The sequence below is a fragment of the Flavobacterium sp. genome (genome assembly GCF_965284515.1).
Classification (GTDB): domain Bacteria; phylum Bacteroidota; class Bacteroidia; order Flavobacteriales; family Flavobacteriaceae; genus Flavobacterium.
In genome coordinates this window covers 2,164,429-2,184,904 of the sequence record NZ_OZ260089.1, presented here as the reverse complement: position 1 = coordinate 2,184,904, position 20,476 = coordinate 2,164,429, and the positions used below count along the sequence as shown (strand labels likewise).

Sequence of the window (20,476 nt, the reverse complement as noted above, 5' to 3'; positions counted from 1 at the left end):
TTACAACTTTAAAGCTTTTTTTGTTTTCTTGACTAAAGCTTCTTTGTGTACCAAAACAGAAATCGCTTTTAAACGCATATAAGGAACACTCATATACAAATAACCACCATTGGCAACACGTTTTTCATCTGTTCCCCAAGAGTTTTTTATTTTGTAATATACATTTCCTTTTTGGTCTTTTACTATTCCTACAATGTGCATTAAATGGTCGTCTTGAGTTGTGAAATTTTCAAATTCCGCTTGACGATAAGCTGGAGTAACATTCATTTCAGTAATAATTTCAGCTAATCCTGTTTTCTCATCTTCTTCTGTTTGTGGTACAAATGCGATTCCGTATTTCGCAGAAAAAGTTGCTTCAGAAACATCACAATCTAATGCTAAAGAATAGCCATTAGCTAAAGCGTTATCAATATTATCAATAAATTCATCTAACGGAAGATTATACATACTACCATTTGAAAAATTGTCTGGAATATTTAAGATAAAAGAACTGTAATTAGGTTGATGCTTAAATGATGTAATCGTCACATAGTTTTCGGGATTAATTTTCATTGCTTCCATAAAACTCTTTGGCGAATACTTTTTACCCTCAAATGTAAATTCTGTTGGGTTTTGACCTAAGTAAGTATTTAATATAGATTCAATAGCCATTTTCCACTTTGGGGAAAGTTTTTTTCCAGGGTTTTCAACATAGGTTTTCACCATGGCTTCTAAAACAGCAACCATTTCAGCATGGTTATGTGTTTTTTCTTCTTCTGATAAGCCTGTGTAAACTGAAACCGGAACTAAACCATATTCAGCAGCACTGTTTAAAACATCATGCGATAAACCACCTTCACTAAATTGCGCTTTTCCCTGGCGCATGACATAATTTTCAGCTTTTTTAGGATAGGTATTTCTAACTTGGTACATTTCAGATAAATCTACTTTTTTACCTGTCAAACGTGTAATTTCAGATTCTAAAAATGAAGAAGTTGAAAAACTCCAACACGTTCCTGTTTTGCCTTGTGAAATAACAGGTGTATTATCTAATTCTATAACCGATTGAAATTCATAATTTTGTGCGTTTAAAGAAAGTAATCCTGAAGCAAAAAGTATTCCTAAATATATTTTTTTCATGTATCTATTTGATTTGAACATGCAATATAATGTAAAAAATGCTTTATTTTTACGGAAATTAAATTTTTTATAGACTTATAATTATAATTTGAAATGAGCAAAATCAATTGGAAAACCGTAAAAGAATTTGAAGATATTACCTATAAAAAGTGTGATGGTGTGGCGCGTATTGCATTCAATCGTCCTGATGTGCGTAATGCATTTCGTCCACATACAACTAAAGAGTTAATTGAAGCATTTTATGATGCACAAGAAGACACTTCGATTGGAGTAGTTTTACTTTCAGCAGAAGGACCAAGTTCTAAAGATGGAATTTATTCTTTTTGCAGTGGTGGAGATCAAAGAGCACGTGGACATCAAGGTTATGTTGGTCAAGACGGTTATCACAGATTAAATATATTAGAAGTACAACGTATGATTCGCTTTATGCCAAAAGCAGTTATTTGTGTCGTTCCAGGTTGGGCTGTTGGAGGCGGACATTCACTTCATGTAGTTTGTGATTTAACTTTGGCGAGTAAAGAACATGCAATTTTTAAACAAACAGATGCAGATGTAACGAGTTTTGATGGCGGTTATGGTTCGGCTTATTTGGCTAAAATGGTGGGACAAAAGAAAGCGCGTGAAATTTTCTTTTTAGGAAGAAACTATTCGGCACAAGAAGCTTTCGAAATGGGAATGGTAAATGCAGTTATTCCGCACGCAGAATTAGAAGAAACCGCTTACGAATGGGCGCAAGAAATATTAGCAAAATCGCCAACTTCTATAAAAATGCTAAAATTCGCAATGAATTTAACAGACGATGGAATGGTTGGGCAGCAAGTTTTTGCTGGTGAAGCTACTCGATTAGCTTACATGACTGATGAGGCTAAAGAAGGTAGAGATGCTTTCTTAGAAAAACGTAAGCCTAACTTCGAAAAGAAATATTTACCATAATTTATGGAAGATTTTACAAATAATACAATTCTAATTTCAGATTTACCAAAGTTTGAAGAAGTTCAATTGCAATCTATTCAACCTGCGTATTTTAAAGTAATTCTAATTAATATTGGGATTGTTTTTACTTTGTTAGGCATTGGTTTAGGTATGTTGTCTTTTTTTAAAAGCGATTTTTTCCCAAATAGAGTTTGGTTACTAATTGGTACTGCTTATGTAATTGCTTTAGTAATTAGTTTTTTGTTTTCTAGATTAAGTTTTAAATACAAAAAGTTCGCTTTTCGTGAACACGATGCCATTTATAAATCAGGAGTAATTTCTCAAACTACAACAATAGTTCCTTATAAAAGAATTCAACATGTTGCTTTGCATCAAGGTTTGTTTTCTCGTTATTTTGGCTTGGCTTCTTTAGAGTTATTCACCGCTGGAGGAAGTTCTACCGATTTAGAAATTAACGGACTAACTTTAGAGGAAGCGCAACGTTATAAAATTTGGATTATTCAGAAAATTGATGCTTTAATCGAAGAAACAGAGGAAGAATCATCGATAAATTTAAACATCCAAGATGAAATTTGATTTTTCAATTCCTCAGCGGCAATCCAAATTAGGGATTTTAGTTTTGTTCGTGTTTACCTTGCAAAAGATAATCCGAATTTCAATCGCTATGATTGTTGTTTTTGCCATGAATATGGACAAGTTTTTTGGGAAATTAATTTGGCTTGGAATATCGATTTTCGTTGTTTCAGTTTTTGTGACGTTTATTCGATATTATTTTTTTACCTTTCAAATTGATTATAAGTCCAAAGAATTAATTATTCAAAAAGGATTTCTTAAAAAATCTAAAATTAGTATTCAACTGCATAAAATTCAGCAAATTAACCTGAATCAGAATTTGTTGCATAAAGTATTCAAATTATATGAAATTAATGTAGATACAGCCGGAAGCGGAAAAAAAGAAGTAGAAATTAAAGCAGTTTCAAGTTATATTGCCAATCAATTAAAGGAAACTATTGAACTTTTAAATGAAACTGAAACAATTGATGTTGTTAATAATGAGGAATCTATTCAATCTACAGATTCCAAAACCATAAAAATTGGCTTCTTTACCTTGATAAAAACCGGAATTACTTCAAGATATGTAGAAACTTTTGGTTGGTTGTTTTTAGTTTTAAATACGCTTTGGGAAAACGGAAGACAAATTCATATTGAGGATAAAATTGACACTAATTCTATTGAAAACTATTTGAACTTTAATTCGGTTTTACTTTCGGTAATTATAGGTTTTGTATTTATTTTCATATTGATTATTGCAATAAATTTAGTTCGAACAATTGTTCGTTATTTCGATTTTTTTATTACTAGAACCAAATATTCACTTTTACTTACTTACGGTTTAATCACTACTAGAAACACTATAATTAATCCTATTAAAGTCCAATTGATTAAAATTTCTCAGAACTACTTTCAAGAGAAATTAGATATTCGAAATCTAAGAATTGAGCAAGCATCGAGCGAAGCAAATTCGAAAGAAAAAAAGAAAGATAGAATTGAAGTTCCAGGTTGTTCGGAAGTGGTAAAAAACCAAATGTTAGATTTTGTTTATAATAAAGAAATTACAAATCAGGAAGTATATTTTCCAAGTGTTCGAAAATTTTGGATTCGTTTTATTTTTATGATTGTATTGCCAGTTATCGTAGTTCTTTCTTTTAACTCAGTTGCTCACTTTTTACTTTGGAGCAAGTTGTATTTGTTTACTTCATTGTATTTTGTCATTGGAACTCTTAGTTGTTGGCGTTTGTATAAAAACTATAAATTAATGGTCACACCAGAATTTATAATGGTACAATCTGGTTTTTGGGATATTGATACCGCAATTATAGAACCTTATAAGATTCAAGCAATTAAAACCAATCAATTGTTTTGGCAAAAGCGATTGAACATAGGAAGTGTTTATCTTTATACTGCAGGAGGAACTATTTCTTTTACAACAGGATTTTACAATCAAATTACGCAATTGAGTAATAAATGGTTGTATCAAGTAGAAACAAGCACAAAAAAATGGATGTAGTTCAAATCATAGCAAAATGCATAATTTTTCTGTTTGGGTTATTCCTTATAGGAGTTGGCTTCTTAATGCTATTTAAACCTTTAAGAGCACTTTCTATATTACGAAAAGCAGGAAGTACAAATTTTATCAATTATGCAGAGATAACAATTAGAATGATTCCTGCTGCTGCTTTAGTTATTTATGCAGATTTTTCCAGATTTCCAGAAGTTTATAAATTATTTGGAAGCTTTATGATAGGCACATCTTTGGTGCTATATTTTGTGCCAAGAAAATTACATCATACTTATGCTTTAAAAGCTGCTGAAATATTAAAGCCAATTTATGTACAATTAATTGCGCCAATTTCCATGCTTTTTGGAAGCTTGGTAATTTATAGCGTACTTTAATTAAAATATAGAAGATGGATAAACTACATTCAAAAAATAAAATAATATTACTTATAAGTCTTATTGTGTTTTTGTTTTGGGGATCAACAATTTTCATAAATGTATATCAATTTCCAATAATTGGTGTGATTTATGAAATTTTATGGTTACCGATGTTTTTATTATTATTTGGATTACCAATTTTATCAATTATTATGATAATTATATCTAAAGAAACTCTAAGAAAACCATGGTTTCTTTGTTTAGGAATTCAAATATTGACTTTAACAACTCAAATTTATTTTAAATAAATGATAATGAAAAACTGGATTCAAGCCGCACGATTACGAACATTACCTTTATCGCTTTCAGGAATAATTGTAGGAAGTGCTTATGCTTATCATCAAGGATATTCTAATTGGAAAATTGTCATTTTGGCTTTATTTACAACTTTAGGATTGCAAGTACTTTCTAACTTCGCAAACGATTATGGCGATGGAATAAAAGGAACAGATGACAATAGAATAGGAGAGAAGCGTTTAGTTGCTGCCGGAATTATCTCTGCCCAACAAATGAAAAAAGCAGTTATTATTACTGCAATTGTCACTTTTGTACTTGCATTGGCTTTAATTTATGTTGCTTTTGGAAAAGAGAATTTCGCATTAAGCTTAATTTTTATCTTATTAGGTGTTGGTTCTATTGGAGCAGCCATAAAATATACTGTTGGAACAAATGCTTATGGTTATAGCGGTTTTGGAGATGTATTTGTGTTTATTTTCTTCGGATTGGTTTCCGTAATGGGTTCTAACTTTTTGTTCACGCATTTTGTGGATTGGAAGCTACTTTTACCAGCTGCGGGTATTGGATTTTTAAGTGTAGCCGTTTTAAATTTGAACAACATGCGCGATATTGAGAATGATAGAATTGCAGGTAAGAATACATTAGTTGTCAAAATGGGATTGGAAATTGCAAAAAATTATCATGAATTATTATTGATTTTTGGTTCAACTTTATTTTTGCTTTTTTCAATTATTACAGCAACATCAATAAAACCAATATTAATTATTTATTTTCCATTAATTTTACACGTTCGAAATGTTCGAAACGCTAAAAATTATGAAGATTTTGATCCCGAATTAAAAAAAGTAGCACTAACTACTTTTGCATTAAGTATATTATTTTGGTTAACTTTAGTTTTTCTATGCTAATTACTTTTCACTAACAACTAATTACTAAATTATGAAAATTACATTTTACGGTCACGCTTGTATAGGAATTGAAGTAGATGAGGTTAACATTTTAGTTGATCCATTTATAACGGGTAACCCAAAAGCAGCTCACATTGATATTAATTCATTAAAAGCCGATTTTATTTTATTGACCCATGCACATCAAGATCATATTTTAGATGTAGAAGCAATTGCAAAGCGCACAGATGCAGTTATTGTATCTAATTATGAAATTGCATCTTACTATGGTAATAAAGGCTTTAATTATCATCCTATGAATCATGGAGGAAGTTGGGATTTCGAATTTGGGATGGTAAAATATGTAAATGCTATTCATACTTCGTCATTTCCTGATGGAACTTATGGCGGACAACCAGGTGGTTTTATTATTGAAGGTGAACGTAAAAATATTTACATTGCTGGCGATACGGCTTTATCAATGGATATGAAGTTGATTCCAATGCGAACTAAGTTAGATTTAGCCATTTTACCAATAGGAAGTAATTTTACGATGGATGTTGATGATGCTATTATTGCTTCTGACTTTGTTCAATGCGATAAAGTTTTGGGCTATCATTACGATACATTTGGTTACATTGAAATCAATCATGAAGAAGCAAAACGTAAATTCTTTGATAAAGACAAAGATTTAATGTTATTAGAAATTGGAGAAAGTATAGAACTGTAAATTGAAAGCAAATTATAAAAAATATATACTTAATTTTAAAAGGCCTAGTGGAACTTCACGTGGAGTTTTAACTACAAAAGAAACTTGGTTTTTAATTTTAGAAGAAAATGGAAAAGTTGGAATAGGTGAGTGCGGAATTCTTCGCACACTTTCTATTGATGACCGACCAGATTATGAAGAAAAATTGCAATGGGTTTGTGCTCATATTCATTTAGGTAAAGATGCTCTTTGGGAATCTTTAATAGAATTTCCATCTATACAGTTTGGAGTAGAAATGGCGTTTCTTTCTTTAGCTTCAAAAAAACCTTTTGAGTTGTTTCCTTCTGATTTTACTTTGGGTAAAGACTCTATGGAAATTAACGGTTTAGTCTGGATGGGAGATGAGGCTTATATGAAAGAACAAATTGAAGAAAAATTAGCGCAGGGTTTTCGTTGTATTAAGCTTAAAATTGGAGCAATAAATTTTGATAAAGAAATGGAATTATTGCATTTTATTCGTCAAAATTTTGATGCAAAAACTATTGAAATAAGAGTGGATGCCAACGGCGCTTTTAAATTAAATGAAGCTTTAAGTAAATTAAATCAATTAGCTGGTTTTGAAATTCATAGCATAGAACAACCTATTGCAAAAAGCAATACTGACAGCATGGCAGAATTGTGTAAAACAACTCCTTTGCCAATTGCATTAGATGAAGAGCTAATTGGAGTGTTTGGAGTTGAAAAGAAAGAGCAATTACTCGTAAAAATTAAACCGCAATATATAATTTTAAAACCTAGTTTAGTAGGTGGTTTTCGCGGGACTTTGGAGTGGATTTCTATTGCCGAAAAACTCAATATTAAATGGTGGATTACTTCTGCTTTAGAGAGTAATATTGGTCTAAATGCAATTACACAATTTACCTACACTTTACAAAATCCATTACCTCAAGGTTTGGGAACAGGAGGTTTGTATACCAATAATTTTTCATCTCCTTTAGTTATTAATAAAGGTCATATTTTGTATGATACTCATTTAAACTGGGACGTGTCTAACTTAATCAACTTAAATACTAAATAAGTTCTTTTTTCGTTCTTGAAAAAAATATATTATGAGAAATGCAATTATTATCGTTACTACTTTAGTATCATTCATCGCCCTACTTTTTTTTGGTTTTAAATCATTTGTAACCTCAATAAAAGATAACAGAGGATGTGAATTTGCAAATATTGATAATATTGAAATTAACGTTGGTATAGACATTCCAAAAATTGAGCGTTCAGAATGTTATTATGATTCTGTGCAAAAAGTTAAATCGGTTTATTTTAAACTTCAGGAGTTAAATAATCAAGAATATATAGCTAAAAATGAATTGACTAAACTGGATGATTTAGCTGATTTAGAGTTAGAAAGTATGCAGTATTTCTTAGGTGATATGAAAAGCATAAACGAAAATCCGAACTCTATTTATATAAAAACAGGAAAACGAAAAAACAATACACATTTTGTGGTTTATAATGCTTTAACAAATGAATTATGGGCAGTAGTTCATTTTAAAAATTAACTTATTTAATTTACTTTTGCAGTAAACTTATTCAAATGTTTCGATTAAAACTTCCTACAGATCCTCGATGGGCAAATATTGCAGAAGGCAATTTAGAAGAAATTCTAACTGACCATGCTTGGTGCGAGTTAAAAGCCGCTTCAAATGCCATAATGTTAATTAATATGTTGCCAGAGTTTACTGAAATTACCACCGAGCTAACTTCTATTGCTAGAGAAGAAATGGAACATTTTGAGCAAGTGCACGAAATTATAAAAGAGCGTGGTTGGGTTTTAGGTCGTGAAAGAAAAGACAGTTATGTAAACGATTTATTTAAGTTTATGAAGCCTGGTAATCGAAAGCATTTAATTGTTGAACGAATGCTCTTTGCAGCTATGATTGAAGCGAGAAGTTGCGAACGTTTCAAAGTACTTTCAGATAACATTAAAGATCAAAAGTTGGCTGTATTTTATAGAGAACTAATGATTTCGGAAGCCAATCATTACACCTCATTTTTAAATTTTGCACATGAATTAGCTGAGGAAGGTTATGATGTTAAAAAACGTTGGGAAGAATGGCTAGAGTTTGAAGCTAAAGTTATTGCCAGTTATGGAAAATCAGAAACGATACATGGTTAGTTCTTGGTTTAAAAAGTAATTGCTAATCACTATTTTCTATTCTTCAATTCAATCCAACGGCTCATAAACTTTGTGCTTTGCATGGTTTGATGTTGAAATAGTTGTCCCAGAAAGTTTTGGTTTCGATGTGAATTTAAACTTAAAAGTAACTCATTAATTTTTGTAACAAAATCTGCTTCAAAAAGAGCTTTTTCAAAACGTTGATTTACTAATTCACTTCCGTTTTTTTGAGCAGTATTCCAAAGTTCTTCATTCAAATACAGTTCAATTGCCTTTTCAATAAATTCTTCATCAGAATCAGTAATACAACCATTCCAGTCTAAATTTCCATGCATAGCTTCGGCACCAACTTTAGTGGTAACATTGGGTAAACCAAATTGCATACTTTCTAATAATTTTCCTTTTAAACCAGCACCATAAGGAATAGGAGCAAGCAAGACTTTAGCTGAATTGAAAACCTTTTCAACACTTTCAGCTCTTCCTTTAATGATAAAACCTTCTTTATCGTTGTGCAATTGTTTTGCTTTTTCCGAAACATAAGCACCATAAATATGCATTTCGGCTTCAGGGAGTACTTTTTTAATCGATTTCCAAAGCTTTTTCAGTTGGAGAACTGTTTGCCAATTCGGTTCGTGTAAAAAATTCCCTATGCTTACAAAATGCTTTCTTTCTTTAAACTTTGGAAAGCTATCAAATGCTTTTTCATTTAAAGCTTCCACCATGAAAGGTAAATAATGTAAAATAGAATTATCAACTTTAAATGTTTCGGTAAGTAATTGCATTTCAAATTCCGAAATAATTAAACTCAAATCACAGCGATAAATAGAAGCTAACTCACGTTTAAAAACATCAGAAATGTAATCTTCAAAAACTACAGTTTTATTTTGTTTATATGCTGTTTCTCTTGTTTTACGTAAAAAATGCAAATCTTCTGTATCTAATATTTTCAAAGTATTTGGACAATTTTCGGCAATGCGCCACCCGTATTGTTCTTCCATCATAAAACGATCGAAGAGAACGATTGTCGGGTTTAATTCTGTAATTAAAACATCAAAACTTGAATTATTTAACTGAATACTTTTTGTTTGAACACTAATACTTTCTAAATCTAAAGAATTTTCACCTTTACTTGCAGAAGATAGAAAAGTGATTTTGTATTTTTCTTTTTGAAACACTTCAATAATTTGCAGCATTCGAGTTCCTGCTGCTGTTGAGGTTGGTTCTGGCCAAACGGTTCCTATAATTACTAAGTGATTTTGCATAGCACAAATATAATTTTTTATTGGTAAAAGGTATTAGGTAAATGGTAATTACTATTTTTAATTGTTAATTTGCACTATTAACTTATTACCTAAAACCTATAACTCATATATGACTTTCTTTAATTTTTGTCCTAATTGTAAATCTGAACATTTTACTTTTCCAAATAATGTTCGTTTTCATTGCAATGCTTGTGATTTTACTTATTATCATAATATTGCAGCGGCTGTAGCCATTGTATTTACTATTGAAGACAAAATATTATTTACTGTTAGAAATGTTGATCCTGATAAAGGAAAATGGGATTTACCAGGCGGATTTATTGATCCCGTCGAAAATGCTGAAGCGGCTGCTTGTAGAGAAATTAAAGAAGAATTGGGTTTAGATATTGCTCCAAATGATTTAAAGTACATTACTACTTCTCCAAACAATTATTTATACAAAAACGTACCGTATAGAACAATGGATATCTTTTATGAATGTCCACTTCAAACAGATCTAATTTCTATTACAGCAGAAGACGAAATACAAGAGTTAATTTGGGTAAACCGAAATGAAATTGATTTAGAAAAAATTGGTTTTGTTTCTATAAGAAAAGTGATAGGTGAGAAGTTTAAAAACTAAGCACAATTAGGAAAACCTTCAGGTAAATCTCTGTATGCATAATATTGCAAAACTTCTTCAATTGCTAGTTTTAAAGCGGTATTTACAGGAACAATAACATTTCCCATTCTAAAGTCTATTTGGGAAAGATTCATGTAATAATCTGTAAAAACAGGAACAGGTAATCCTTTGTTAATAGCATCTGTAGATTTGTCAAAATTTTCGGTTTGACTTTCTTTGATTATTTTGCATGTAGCTAATCGTAAAGCACCATATTTATCTTTAGTTGCCCCATAACCAAAAAGGCGACATATTAAGCCGCGATATTGGTAGTCTCCACAACTTCCCGAATTACTGTCTAATAAAGATAAAGGTTGGTAAATATGACAAATAGAGCTTTGTTTTACTTTAAGTTTAGCCAAAACAGTTTCTGCATCTCCATTTAAAAAAAGATGAAAAGCCCAAGGTAAAAATTCTAAAGGGGAGGCGTCAATATCTTGTTTTGTGCAGCATTTTCCACATCCAGCAATACAACCAAGTTTTGTTTGTGTTTGAAATTCTGCAATTTCTAGATCAAGATTTTTGTATAATTCTTCAACTAATCTAACGCGGTTTTCTATTGACATTAATTTCTTTCGAAGGTAGTCTATTAAATGGCTGTTTGTTAGAATTATAACTAATTATAAAATTAAAGTTTTTCGCCTTTGTAATTATCAGGAAAAGGTCGGTATGCATAATACTGTAAGACTTCTTCAATAGCAAGTTTCATGGCTTTGTTAACTGGAACAAAAACATTTCCTAATTTAAAATCTATTTGCGAAAGTTGCATGTAGTATTCTGTGAATATTGGAATAGAAAGACCGTTGTTTATAGCCTCGGTAGATTTGTCAAAGTTTTCCTTTTGTCCTTCTTTAATAATATTACAACTAGCAATACGTAATTGTCCATACTTGTCTGTTGTTGCTCCGTAACCAAATAAACGACAAATTAAACCACGATGTTTATAATCGCGGCATTGTCCTTTGGTATATTCTTCAATTGATTTGGCTTGGTATAAATAACAATTAGGAGTTACTGTGTTATTTAAAGCAGTTAATTTTTCTTCGGCCTCACCTTCCATAAAAACATGAAATGCCCATGGAAGAAATTCTAGTGGAGAAGCATCAATATCTGGAGTAGAACAGCATTTTCCACAACCAATTACACAACTAAGTTTTGTTTCAGTTTGAAAGGTTTTAATCTCAGACTCTAGGTTTTGATACAATTCGTTTACCAATTGAACCTTTTCTTCTATGCTCATAGCTGCAAAATAAGTGTAAAAATACAAAAAGCTCTGTAAAAACAGAGCTTTTTTGTGACCTCGACTGGATTCAAACCAGTAACCTTCTCAGCCGTAATGAGATGCGCTATTCAGTTGCGCCACGAGGCCTTATTGAGGGTGCAAATATAGATATAAATGACTAAATTGCAAATCTATTCGTAAAAAAAATAAAAAAATGGACATAGAAAAATTCATTCGTAACATTCAAGATTTTCCAAAACCAGGAATTGGGTTTAAAGACATTACACCATTATTGAATAATCCAGAGGCAATGGCTTCTTGTTTAGATTTGTTAATCAGTAATTTAGCGGATAAAAAAATAGATAAAGTTATTGGTGTTGAAAGTAGAGGTTTCTTCTTTGGAACTTTAATTGCTCAAAAATTAAATGCCGGATTTATACCTGTTCGTAAACCAAATAAATTACCTTTTGATACCATTTCGGCTTCTTATGAATTAGAATATGGATCTGATACCTTAGAAATTCATGTAGATGCAATTCAAAAAGGAGATAGAGTTTTAATTCACGATGATGTTTTGGCAACTGGTGGAACTGCAAAAGCAGTTTGCGAATTGGTAGAAAAACTTGGTGGTGAAATTGTACAGTGTAATTTCTTAATGGAACTAAGTTTTCTTAATGGAAGAGATAATCTTCCGAACAAAGAAATATTTGCAGTATTAACCTACTAATCTAAAGACTTTATGGTAATGTAATATCTATAAGCTAAAATAGCTTGTTGCCATTTTTTAGCTTTGGTTACATCTAAACGTTGCTTAGTGAAACTTGGTAAAATAAGTTTATTTAGCTTTGCTAAAAGTTTATACATTGCTTATAATTTTTGGCAAATATAGTCAAAAAAAAGTCCCGCAATTGCGGGACTTTTTTATTTAGTTTTTCTTTTTTAGCTCAGCTTTCATTTTTTCCAATTCAGCCTTTTGCACTTTAATATCTTCTTTTTTTGAATCTTCTTGCCATTCAATTTTTATTCTTTTCATTTCTTTTTCAACTTCTTCTTTTGCTTTTTTCTGAATTTCAATCCTTTTTTTAGAATTAATATTACTAATATTCATTAAAGCAATTTCATTTTGTTCTAAATTGTCAAACTCTTCTTGAGTTACTTTTTTACCGTTGATAAAAATTTCAGTATCATCTGGAATTCCTGCTGAATTTTTAGTAATTACTTTGACAATTTTCTTGTCTCCTTTTATAACATTAACTGTTTTAATTTTATTAGGATCTAAATTATCTACATCCATTTTGTCAACTTCATTGTCATTTATGAAAAATACATGCTCATCATTTTCGTCTAAATCTTTTTTCGATTTAATAATGATTACATTTTTATTTCCATTATCACTAACGTTAACGGTCTTTATGATTTCCGAGTCAATATTTTCTAATTCCGATTCGTCAATTTTTTTGCCGTCAAGGTAAATTTCAGTACTCTTGTTTAAATTATCTTTTTTTACAATAAAAACATTTTCATTTTTATTTATTGATTCATCTGAAGTCCATTCAAAGTTTTTATGAAATGATGTCCCTCCAAAGCCAACATTTCCTTTTCCAGTTGAATCTAATTCTTTAAAGAAGCGAATAGGTTCAATAGGATTGTCTGCTTTTTTAGAAATATTTCCAGAGTTTCCTTCATTATCTTTAAAACTTATTTTAATAGCTGTTATTTCTTTTTTAGTGTTTCGTTTAATTCCTGACACTTTTAATGTAATTCCTTGTTCGTTTTTAAGTATTTCGGTTTCTTTTTTAATTTCTGCATCTGTTGTGTTTTTATCAATTATGAATTGAATGACTTCAACTGCTCTTGTATCGTTTTCTACGATTTCTATTTCTCTAACTTGTGCTTTTGTTTCTATTTGAAATAGAAAGACAAAACCAATTAAGAAAGGTACAACAAGTGAATATTTCCAAATATTCTTCTTTTGTGAGGGATTTGTGTTTAACATAACGATTCGTTTTTTGATTAATGATTGATAAAATTGATTTGTGATTGATAATTGATTATTACATGCTACTACTTTAAGCAACGTTTTTTGATATTGATAAATGTTATTAGTTATTTCTGAAGTTTTATAATCTGCAATAAACTCTAGATTTTCTAAAATAGCTTTGCGATATAACCAAACAATAGGATTTATCCAAAGTATGATGCATAGCAGTTTTGTAATTAGTACGTCATAAGAGTGTCTTTGAGCAATATGAACTTTCTCATGGATAATAATCATTTCTAATTCTTCTTCAGTGAAATTTGATTTATTAAAGACTAAATAATTAAAAAATGAAAATGGATTTTGACTTTTATTGGTTTCAACTAATACAATTTTACCTTCTTTATTTTTATTGCTTTTTTTTAGAATTCTAATAAAAGAAATAACTTCGAATACTATTCTAATGAAGAAAATAATAGAAACTATAATGTAAACTGATGTTAAAAAGAATTGCCAATTAAATAGATTAGATATTTCTGAAGCTTCTATATTTGTATTGGGAATATAGGTGTTTGTTGCGTATTCAATAGGTTCTGGATCAATCCAAACAATTTCTGTAAATGTTATTAATGGTAATACAAATGAGCTTATAATTCCTAAAAGTAAAAACCAACGGTTACTTTGAAAAAAAGTTTCTTTTCGAAGTAATAAATAATAAGTTAAATAGAATACGATTAGTAATCCATTAACTTTTAAGAAATAGAGTAGAAGCGTTTCCATAATTATTTCTTTTTTTCAATTAGTGCTAAAATCTCGCGAAGTTCATCAGCTGAAATTTTTTCTTCTTCAGCAAAAAACGAAACCAAGTTTTTATACGAACTATTAAAATAGGTATCAATAGCTGTATTCATAAATTTCTTTCTGTACTTCTCAATTGTTATTATTGGAAAATATTGATGTGTTTTTCCATAAGCCGTGTAACTTACATATCCCTTCTCTTCAAGATTTCTTACAATAGTAGATAATGTGTTGTAATGAGGTTTTTCTTCGGTTATTTCTTCCATTATATCTTTTACGAAAGCTTTTTTGAGCTTCCATAAAATGTGCATAATTTCTTCTTCTTTGTTGGTTAGTTTTTGCATAATCTTAAATTTGTCATTCTGAGCTTGTCGAAGAACAAACTTAAAACTATTTTTATAGTTATACAACTATTTTTGTAGTTATTTAACTAAATTTTAAGTTTTCAAAATAAATTACATCCAAAAAAAATCCTGCTAAATGCAGGATTTTTTTTTACTTAGTTTTGATTTTTATTCTTTGAATTGTTCCTCGTGGCCCAGGAATAATTTCAATTTCCTTAAAAAGTTGTGTGTTGGTGTTTTTGAAAAAGGTTGTATTATCTTCAATTTGAGTTCCATCATATACAATTTTCATTGTATTTAATGCTAATCTTGGATATCCAGGAAATTTAATATGTGTATTACTATCAACTATGACAACATCTCCATTATTGAGTTCAATTTTATAAAACTTTAATTCTTTTGTTTTTTCTTGACTAAATGACTGCAAACCAATTAATAAGAATAGTGCTAGATAGATTTTTTTTAGATTCATAAGTATTAGTTGTTTTATCTAATAACTCAAATCTAATTAAATTATTTTAAACTATTCTCTTTATTAGCTAATTTAAGCACAATGAACCCAATGAAAACTCCAATTAGACCTAATGCTCCCATGAAAAACCAATTACTTTGATAACCAAAACGCTCAATTATTTCCATTCCTGTACTTGCAGATAAAATGTGGGCTAAACTGTAACTCATTGTAAAAATAGCCATGTAGCGACCTTCATGACCTTTTGGTGCACGACTCATCGCAAATGAATTAGAAAAAGGAAAGGCAAACATTTCTCCAAATGTCATAAATACCATCATTATTACTAATATACCTGCCCAAAAATTCATTAACATCAAAAACATACTTAATGACATTGCTAAACAGCCTAGAGTTACAATTTTAGCAGCATTTATTTTTTTGCGTTCAATATAACTTACTAAGGGCATTTCAAGAAAGAATACCAGTATTCCGTTAAAAGTTAATAATAAGCCAGTTTGAAATTCTGTTAAATCAAATTGTTCTTTGTGATACAAAGGAATGGTTGTAAATAATTGAAAAAACATAATTCCGGTAATTAAACAAGTGGTTAAAAACAACCAGAAGGGTGTATCTTTAAATACAGAATGCGTTAATATATCGCCAGGATTTTCTTTATCTAAATAAGATGATTTTTCTTTTTCTTTAACCAATGACCAGAAAATTAAAATAGCCGCTATACAAGTTAATCCGTCCACCCAAAACAATCCACTGTAACCACCTGTCATTATAATCAATCCGCCTAAAGCTGGTCCTGCAGCAAAACCTAAATTAATTGCAAGTCTAACCAGTGTTAATGATCGAGTTCTGTTTTCTGGTTTTGAGTAAGCTGCTAGCGAAACAAACATGGCCGGCCTAAACATATCGGCAACCACCATAATAAGAAATATAGCAACTACTAAACCTTCAAACGAAGTAATTTTTTGTAATCCAAAAAACATAAGTCCACTAGTAAGTAAACTAAAAATCATGACTTTATAAAACCCTATTTTGTCTGCTAATTTTCCGCCAAGCCAAGAACCAAGCATGGAACCGACTCCAAAACTTACTAAAATCCATTTTACTTCATCATAACTAAATCCTAGGTCTTCCTTTAAGTATTTTGATAAAAAAGGTAAAACCATTGTTCCGGCACGATTGATAAATGTTATCATCGTTAGAATCCAGATTTCCCTAGAGAATCCTTTAAAGTTGTTAATGTATTTTTGAAATGCTCTTTGAATCATGTGAGGTGTAAAACACAAAAATACAAAACTGAAAAAGAAATGAATGTTATATAAAATATATATTTTTGTAAAAATTTCAACTATGAAAAATCTCTTTCTAATTCTTCTCTTAGTGACATCTTCTGTTTACGCTCAAGATAAAAACAAGCAATCAAGTTTGGAATACCAACAACAACTTAACATAGAATTTGCAGATTCTCTTAAAAGTCCTTTAACGGAAGAAGATAGAAGTCATTTTAAAGCTTTAGAGTTTTTTTCAATTGACAAAAAATATATTGTAGAGGCTGTTTTAATAAGAACAAAAAAAGAGAAAACGTTCCAAATGAAAACTTCTACAGATAGAACTCCTTTGTATAAAAAATACGGAGAATTACATTTTACTTTAGAAGGTAAAGAAATGAAATTGAATGTATATCAGAACATCGATTTAATAAAGCTACAAGATTATAAAGATTATTTGTTTTTGCCGTTTTCTGATTTAACAAATGGTAAAGAAAGTTATATTGGTGGACGATATATTGATATGCGAATTCCCCAAGGGCATAAAGTAACAATCGATTTTAATAAAGCGTATAATCCTTATTGTGCTTATAATTATGAATATTCTTGTCCAATTGTACCTTTGGAAAACGACTTAAATATCGAAATCAAAGCTGGTGTTAAAAAATTTCATGATTAATGCAATTTATAAACCTACATACACATTCGTTTTCAAATGACGACACAATATTAGAGGTTGTAAATCAATATCCTTGGGAGTTTAATGAAGAAGTTCCTCAATATTCTATAGGAATTCATCCCTGGCATATAAATGAAAACCGATTAACTGAAGATTTATATATTTTACATGATAAACTCTTATTAAAGGAATGTTTGGCTTTAGGTGAATGTGGATTAGATAAACGAATTGCAATACCTTTAAATATTCAAATCGAAGTTTTTAAGCAGCAATTAGAATTAGTGCAAAGTACACATAAACCTATTATTTTGCATTGTGTTGCGGCTTTTCAAGAAGTTATTGAAATTAAAAAGGAACTGAACATTCAAAACCCAATGATTATTCATGGTTTTTCTAAAAATTACCAAGTTGCAAAATCATTATTGGATAACGGATTTTATCTTTCTTTTGGAAAATATTTATTAAGAAATCCAGATTTGGAAAATGTTTTTAATTTTGCACCTATTGATAGAATTTTTTTAGAAACGGATACCATTGAGGAGACAATTGTTGAAGTTTATGAAAAAGCTTCAAATGTAAAGAATGTAAATATTGAAGACTTGAAAAAAAATGTAATGATGAATTTCAATCAAGTATTTAAAAATAAAGTTTAACATATATAAATGGGAAATTGGAAGGAAAGAGCAGAATTGCTTTTTAAAGAAGAAGGAATTAATAAACTAAATAAAGCTAATGTTTTAGTTGTTGGACTAGGAGGAGTTGGTAGTTTTGCTGCCGAATTCTTAGTCAGAGCAGGAGTAGGGAAAATGAGTATTGTAGATGGAGATACAGTTGATATTACAAATATTAACAGACAGTTACCTGCTTTACACTCAACAGTTGGTCAACCAAAAGTTAAGATTGTAGGCGACAGACTTTTAGATATTAACCCAGAATTACAACTTACAAGAATAGAAGAGTTTCTTTCTCCTGAAAGAGCATATGATTTAGTTTCGCCAGAGTTTGATTATGTTTTAGATTGTATTGACAGTTTAACTCCAAAAATGAACTTAATTATTGCTGCAAAGCGAAAAAAAGTGAAGTTAATAAGTAATATGGGAGCTGGTGGCAAGTATGATGCTGCAAAAGTTACCGTTCGCGATATTAGTAAAACGGAATATTGTCCGTTAGCTAAAAACATTCGTAAAAGATTAAAAAAAGTTGGAATTGATAAAGGTGTAAAAGCGGTTTATTCAGCTGAAATACCAGATAGTAAAAGTCTCAAACTAACTGATGGTACAAATTTCAAAAAATCTTTTTACGGCACTAACAGTTGGATGCCAGCATTATTTGGTTTACATGCAGCAGAAACTGTTGTGAAACATATAATAAAAAAATAAAAAAAGCGAAGTTTTAAACTTCGCTTTTTTTATTCAATATTTTCTAGGCTATTTAATTCTGTATTTGTTTGAATCTCTATAGGATTTACAATTGTAGGTTTAATTACTTTTTTCTTAACAGGAAAATAAATTTCTGTTTCCCATTGTGATGGATTTTTTACTTTTGGTAAACTGACTTTATAAATTTCAATGTATTTATTGCTATTATCTTGTAAATAGTTTAGCTTTAATAACTCATCAATTGCTTTTTTTCTTGCTTTTTTAAGATGTTTATAGTCTCCAGTAAGTGTACTTTTATAAGCTAAAAATTCATCAAAACGATTGCCAGATATTTCACTTCCTTCTGTAGTTAATATTTCTTCTTCTACAGGAACGCACATTGCAAACTTTATAGAGTTTAAATTTTCATCTCTTTTATCAATCATAACAAATGGTAAACCTGATAATTTAATTTCATTGTTTTCAACAAATTCAATCATGTTTTGTAACATTTTTTTAGATTTCAATTGAAAATCATCAATAGAACAAGAATCTTTTTGCTGAATAAAATTAGTAGCATGTTTAGTTACAATGCCTTGATGAGTTATTTTCATAGATTCTAACTCATTTACTAGGTATTTTTCTATTTGATCAATTCCTTTCTGGAAAATATCTCCAAATACATCATCCATTCCATTTTTTAAAAGTGCATTGAACTTCCATTTGAAAGATAATTTCCCTTTCATTGACCAATTGACTTTTGTTCCTTTGTTTGTTTCTGTAAAAAGCCAAGAAATTTTGTGCAATTCTTCGTTTAAATAAAAATCTTGGTTAATAGATTTATTTAATGTAAACTCAGTGGTTTTAATTTTACCGTTTGAAGTTGAACTATTCCATGTAAAACCTGAATTTATTCCTGAAGTAGTTTCGGTGTAAGAAATTGAAGTACTTGGATCTAAATCCTTCAGATTAAACCAATCTTCCCAAGTTGTGATATCATTTACATAATTAAATACATTATCTTTTGAAGTAGCTATCATTTTTTCTCTTTTTATTTCATATTCATTTGGCTGGGTAGCAATAAATACAATAAAAGCAATAGAAAGTAATAATAATAAAAGAAGAATATATTTAGTAATTTTCATTTATCTGTAATGTGGATTACCTCAAAAATATAAAATTAATCTTTCAAAAAGAATTTAATTACAAATAATAACAAGATAAAAGTTAAAAATGAAAAGAAAATCCAATAAACACCTTTGTATTGTAATTTTAATTGTTTTAAATCCTTTCTATATACATAAGTCATAATGATTGAAAAAATAATTATAAAGAAAATTGCAAAGTAAGTTTGACCTGTTGAAAACATAATTATAATTTTTTTGTAAAAATAAGAATTCAAAAAATCATTTAGATATATTTATGTTTTAAAATTTATATTTTTATGCAAAAACAATTAAAAGCAGTTCAAAAGTTTCATGAAACCTTTGGATTAGGAGTTAGTTATGAAATGAAAGCCGATTTAGGGCCACAAAAAAATGATTTGCGTTTTGAATTAATGCGAGAAGAAAATGAAGAATATCTTGAGGCAGTAAGGAATAATGACATTGTAGAAACTGCTGATGCGCTTGGAGATATGTTGTATATTTTATGTGGAACGATTTTAGAACATGGTTTGCAACATAAAATTGAAGAGGTTTTTGATGAAATTCAAAATAGTAACATGAGTAAACTTGGGGCGAATGGGAAACCAATTTACAGAGAAGACGGAAAAGTAATGAAAGGTCCAGATTACTTTAAACCAAATTTTGAGGAAATTTTAAAATAAAAAAAGTGCTTTTCAAATCTGAAAAGCACTTTTTTTTAAATTATAGAGT

General features: G+C 29.7%; 26 protein-coding genes and 1 tRNA gene. 16 read left to right on the top strand and 11 right to left on the bottom strand.

All coding sequences use genetic code 11. The features are described 5' to 3' along the window. The gene (locus tag ACQ65T_RS10195; RefSeq protein ID WP_430400975.1) at positions 1-1,119 is read right to left on the bottom strand and encodes a C1 family peptidase; all 1,119 of its coding nucleotides are present in this window, start codon (positions 1,117-1,119) and stop codon (positions 1-3) included. Between the two features lie 93 nt (positions 1,120-1,212). On the opposite strand from ACQ65T_RS10195, the gene ACQ65T_RS10190 reads away from it, so the two are divergent. The 10 genes from ACQ65T_RS10190 (at position 1,213) to ACQ65T_RS10145 (ending at position 8,560) form a co-directional block, all read left to right on the top strand. Continuing rightward, positions 1,213-2,052: a 1,4-dihydroxy-2-naphthoyl-CoA synthase gene (locus tag ACQ65T_RS10190; protein ID WP_430400974.1), complete on the top strand. Its 840-nt coding sequence runs from the start codon at positions 1,213-1,215 to the stop codon at positions 2,050-2,052. 3 nt (positions 2,053-2,055) lie between these two features. Next, positions 2,056-2,628 carry a PH domain-containing protein gene (locus ACQ65T_RS10185; RefSeq protein WP_430400973.1) on the top strand — a complete coding sequence of 191 codons (573 nt, stop codon included), beginning with the start codon at positions 2,056-2,058 and terminating at the stop codon, positions 2,626-2,628. A gap of 88 nt (positions 2,629-2,716) precedes the next feature. Further along, a complete protein-coding gene (locus ACQ65T_RS10180; RefSeq protein ID WP_430400972.1) occupies positions 2,717-4,120 on the top strand; it encodes a PH domain-containing protein in 1,404 nt (467 codons plus the stop codon). After that, on the top strand, positions 4,111-4,506 hold the full coding sequence (locus ACQ65T_RS10175) for a hypothetical protein (RefSeq protein ID WP_430400971.1): 396 nt from the start codon (positions 4,111-4,113) through the stop codon (positions 4,504-4,506). Before ACQ65T_RS10180 ends, ACQ65T_RS10175 begins: the two co-directional genes overlap by 10 nt. Before the next feature lie 14 nt (positions 4,507-4,520). Continuing rightward, complete coding sequence (locus ACQ65T_RS10170; protein WP_430400970.1) at positions 4,521-4,796, top strand: hypothetical protein; 276 nt, start codon at positions 4,521-4,523, stop codon at positions 4,794-4,796. Continuing rightward, positions 4,797-5,693, top strand: coding sequence for a 1,4-dihydroxy-2-naphthoate octaprenyltransferase (gene menA / locus ACQ65T_RS10165; RefSeq protein WP_430400969.1), 897 nt, complete (start codon positions 4,797-4,799; stop codon positions 5,691-5,693). 31 nt (positions 5,694-5,724) lie between these two features. Beyond that, positions 5,725-6,402 carry a metal-dependent hydrolase gene (locus ACQ65T_RS10160; protein WP_430400968.1) on the top strand — a complete coding sequence of 226 codons (678 nt, stop codon included), beginning with the start codon at positions 5,725-5,727 and terminating at the stop codon, positions 6,400-6,402. A 1-nt stretch (position 6,403) separates the two neighbouring features. Further along, entirely contained in the window at positions 6,404-7,459 is a 1,056-nt protein-coding gene (locus ACQ65T_RS10155; RefSeq protein WP_430400967.1) for an o-succinylbenzoate synthase, read from the top strand. Positions 7,460-7,490: 31 nt separating this feature from the next. Next, positions 7,491-7,943, top strand: a complete 453-nt coding sequence (locus tag ACQ65T_RS10150) for a hypothetical protein (RefSeq protein WP_430400966.1) — start codon at positions 7,491-7,493, stop codon at positions 7,941-7,943. Between the two features lie 35 nt (positions 7,944-7,978). Next, positions 7,979-8,560: a tRNA-(ms[2]io[6]A)-hydroxylase gene (locus ACQ65T_RS10145; RefSeq protein WP_430400965.1), complete on the top strand. Its 582-nt coding sequence runs from the start codon at positions 7,979-7,981 to the stop codon at positions 8,558-8,560. A 29-nt stretch (positions 8,561-8,589) separates the two neighbouring features. On the opposite strand, the gene ACQ65T_RS10140 is transcribed toward ACQ65T_RS10145, so the two are convergent. Then, positions 8,590-9,822 carry a glycosyltransferase family 4 protein gene (locus ACQ65T_RS10140; RefSeq protein ID WP_430400964.1) on the bottom strand — a complete coding sequence of 411 codons (1,233 nt, stop codon included), beginning with the start codon at positions 9,820-9,822 and terminating at the stop codon, positions 8,590-8,592. A gap of 109 nt (positions 9,823-9,931) precedes the next feature. On the opposite strand from ACQ65T_RS10140, the gene ACQ65T_RS10135 reads away from it, so the two are divergent. Next, positions 9,932-10,444 carry an NUDIX hydrolase gene (locus tag ACQ65T_RS10135; RefSeq protein ID WP_430400963.1) on the top strand — a complete coding sequence of 171 codons (513 nt, stop codon included), beginning with the start codon at positions 9,932-9,934 and terminating at the stop codon, positions 10,442-10,444. Here the strand turns inward: ACQ65T_RS10135 and ACQ65T_RS10130 are convergent. From ACQ65T_RS10130 to ACQ65T_RS10120, 3 genes are all read right to left on the bottom strand, one after another. Beyond that, positions 10,441-11,049 (bottom strand): YkgJ family cysteine cluster protein, encoded by a 609-nt coding sequence (locus ACQ65T_RS10130; RefSeq protein WP_430400962.1) that lies wholly within the window; start codon positions 11,047-11,049, stop codon positions 10,441-10,443. The genes ACQ65T_RS10135 and ACQ65T_RS10130 overlap by 4 nt on opposite strands. Positions 11,050-11,111: 62 nt before the next feature. Continuing rightward, on the bottom strand, positions 11,112-11,723 hold the full coding sequence (locus tag ACQ65T_RS10125; protein ID WP_430400961.1) for a YkgJ family cysteine cluster protein: 612 nt from the start codon (positions 11,721-11,723) through the stop codon (positions 11,112-11,114). A gap of 55 nt (positions 11,724-11,778) precedes the next feature. Beyond that, positions 11,779-11,852 (bottom strand) — tRNA-Arg (locus tag ACQ65T_RS10120). 67 nt (positions 11,853-11,919) lie between these two features. Between ACQ65T_RS10120 and ACQ65T_RS10115 the strand changes: the two genes are divergently transcribed. Next, complete coding sequence (locus ACQ65T_RS10115) at positions 11,920-12,432, top strand: adenine phosphoribosyltransferase (protein ID WP_430400960.1); 513 nt, start codon at positions 11,920-11,922, stop codon at positions 12,430-12,432. Here ACQ65T_RS10115 and ACQ65T_RS10110 read toward each other — a convergent pair. The 5 genes from ACQ65T_RS10110 to ACQ65T_RS10090 form a co-directional block, all read right to left on the bottom strand. Continuing rightward, the gene (locus ACQ65T_RS10110; RefSeq protein WP_430400959.1) at positions 12,429-12,569 is read right to left on the bottom strand and encodes an SsrA-binding protein; all 141 of its coding nucleotides are present in this window, start codon (positions 12,567-12,569) and stop codon (positions 12,429-12,431) included. The genes ACQ65T_RS10115 and ACQ65T_RS10110 overlap by 4 nt on opposite strands. A gap of 61 nt (positions 12,570-12,630) precedes the next feature. Next, on the bottom strand, positions 12,631-14,463 hold the full coding sequence (locus tag ACQ65T_RS10105) for a M56 family metallopeptidase (protein WP_430400958.1): 1,833 nt from the start codon (positions 14,461-14,463) through the stop codon (positions 12,631-12,633). Positions 14,464-14,465: 2 nt separating this feature from the next. Beyond that, a complete protein-coding gene (locus ACQ65T_RS10100; protein ID WP_430400957.1) occupies positions 14,466-14,825 on the bottom strand; it encodes a BlaI/MecI/CopY family transcriptional regulator in 360 nt (119 codons plus the stop codon). Between the two features lie 151 nt (positions 14,826-14,976). Then, positions 14,977-15,297, bottom strand: a complete 321-nt coding sequence (locus tag ACQ65T_RS10095) for a hypothetical protein (protein ID WP_430400956.1) — start codon at positions 15,295-15,297, stop codon at positions 14,977-14,979. 41 nt (positions 15,298-15,338) lie between these two features. After that, the gene (locus tag ACQ65T_RS10090; RefSeq protein ID WP_430400955.1) at positions 15,339-16,562 is read right to left on the bottom strand and encodes an MDR family MFS transporter; all 1,224 of its coding nucleotides are present in this window, start codon (positions 16,560-16,562) and stop codon (positions 15,339-15,341) included. An 82-nt stretch (positions 16,563-16,644) separates the two neighbouring features. On the opposite strand from ACQ65T_RS10090, the gene ACQ65T_RS10085 reads away from it, so the two are divergent. From ACQ65T_RS10085 to ACQ65T_RS10075, 3 genes are read left to right on the top strand one after another with little or no spacing between them, the layout of a single operon-like run. Then, positions 16,645-17,241, top strand: a complete 597-nt coding sequence (locus ACQ65T_RS10085) for a DUF1684 domain-containing protein (protein WP_430400954.1) — start codon at positions 16,645-16,647, stop codon at positions 17,239-17,241. After that, positions 17,241-17,894 carry a TatD family hydrolase gene (locus tag ACQ65T_RS10080; RefSeq protein WP_430400953.1) on the top strand — a complete coding sequence of 218 codons (654 nt, stop codon included), beginning with the start codon at positions 17,241-17,243 and terminating at the stop codon, positions 17,892-17,894. The genes ACQ65T_RS10085 and ACQ65T_RS10080 overlap by 1 nt, the downstream gene beginning before the upstream one ends. A 9-nt stretch (positions 17,895-17,903) precedes the next feature. Next, positions 17,904-18,620 carry a tRNA threonylcarbamoyladenosine dehydratase gene (locus ACQ65T_RS10075; RefSeq protein WP_430400952.1) on the top strand — a complete coding sequence of 239 codons (717 nt, stop codon included), beginning with the start codon at positions 17,904-17,906 and terminating at the stop codon, positions 18,618-18,620. Between the two features lie 29 nt (positions 18,621-18,649). On the opposite strand, the gene ACQ65T_RS10070 is transcribed toward ACQ65T_RS10075, so the two are convergent. Then, positions 18,650-19,744 (bottom strand): GyrI-like domain-containing protein, encoded by a 1,095-nt coding sequence (locus ACQ65T_RS10070; protein WP_430400951.1) that lies wholly within the window; start codon positions 19,742-19,744, stop codon positions 18,650-18,652. 299 nt (positions 19,745-20,043) lie between these two features. Here ACQ65T_RS10070 and ACQ65T_RS10065 point away from each other — a divergent pair, with 299 nt between their 5' ends. Further along, complete coding sequence (locus ACQ65T_RS10065; RefSeq protein WP_430400950.1) at positions 20,044-20,427, top strand: hypothetical protein; 384 nt, start codon at positions 20,044-20,046, stop codon at positions 20,425-20,427. The last annotated feature ends 49 nt before the right edge of the window (positions 20,428-20,476 follow it).